At 66.9% G+C, this 1,240-nt stretch carries 1 protein-coding gene; it reads right to left on the bottom strand.

The window, feature by feature from the left end:
* Nucleotides 1-1,240, bottom strand: a 1,240-nt coding sequence (gene nirK, locus KK131_RS17580) for a copper-containing nitrite reductase (protein ID WP_214558174.1), incomplete at both ends; no start/stop codon positions are given.

Below are 1,240 nucleotides of genomic sequence, written 5' to 3'. Positions count from 1 at the left end.
CCCAGCTGTTCAGCACGTAGGTCAGGATGTTCGCCACCTCGTCGTCGTTCAGCTGCGCCATCGGCGGCATCACCGAGTCGTACTCGTGGCCGTTCACCGTGATCTTGCCGGTCAGCCCGTGCGTCACGATGGTCATCGCCCGCTTCGGGTCCGCCGCCAGGTAGTCCGACTTCGCCAGCGGCGGGAACACGTTCGCCAGGCCCTCGCCGTTCGCCTGGTGGCACACCGAACACGTTCCGGTGAACAGCTGCCTGCCCGCCGCGATCTGCTCATCCTTGGTCAGCGTGCCGGCCGCATGCGCCTTCGCCGCCGTGCTCACCGCCTGCAGGTTCGGCTCCGAGCGGTCGCCCAGGTACACCGAGTCCACTTCCTTGCCCGAGTAGACCGTCTTGTCCTCCGGGCCGTCCACCTTGAGGATGCCCAGCGCGCCCTTGTTGAACGCCCGGAAGATCGAGTGGTCGACCAGCACGTAGCTGCCCGGCACGTCGGTGTGGAATTCCACCATCGCCGCGCCGCCGGACGGGATCAGCGTGGTCTGCACGTTGTGCTGCGCCACCGTGCCGCCCTCCGGCTGCACCTTGTCGAAGATCTCGCCGATCACGTGGAAGCTCGACACCAGGTTCGGCCCGCCGTTGCCCACGAACAGGCGCACCGTCTGGTTGGTCTTGGCGGTCAGCGCGTTGTCGCCGGTCAGCGCGCCTTCCTTGCCGTTGAACAGCACGTAGGTCGGGTGCTCGTCGATCGCCTTCTCCATGTCGAACGGCTGCAGGCCCTTCTGCCGGTACTTGCCGGTGGTGTAGAAGTCGCCCTGCATCACGTAGTACTCGTGGTCGACCTTCGGCAACCCCTCCGGCGGCTCGACCAGGATCAGGCCGTACATGCCGTTGGCGATGTGCATGCCCACCGGCGCGGTGGCGCAGTGGTACACGTAGATGCCCTGGTTCAGCGCCTTGAAGGTGAACTGCGAGGCGTGCCCCGGCGCGGTGAAGCTCGACGCCGCCCCGCCGCCCGGACCGGTCACCCCGTGCAGGTCGATGTTGTGCGGCATCTTGCTGTCCGGCGCGTTCTTCAGGTGGAACTCCACCGTGTCGCCCTGGCGCACCCGGATGAAGCTGCCCGGCACCGTGCCGCCGAAGGTCCAGAACGTGTAGCTCACCCCTTCGGAGATCGGCATCTCCTTCTCCACCACCTCCAGCTCCACGATCACCTTCGCCGGGTAGTTGCGGTTGACCGGCGGCGG

This window comes from Rhodanobacter sp. LX-99, from assembly GCF_018599185.1.
In the GTDB taxonomy this organism is placed as follows: domain Bacteria; phylum Pseudomonadota; class Gammaproteobacteria; order Xanthomonadales; family Rhodanobacteraceae; genus Rhodanobacter.
Note: the sequence above shows the minus strand (reverse complement) of the source record. Positions and strands in the feature narration are given on the sequence as shown.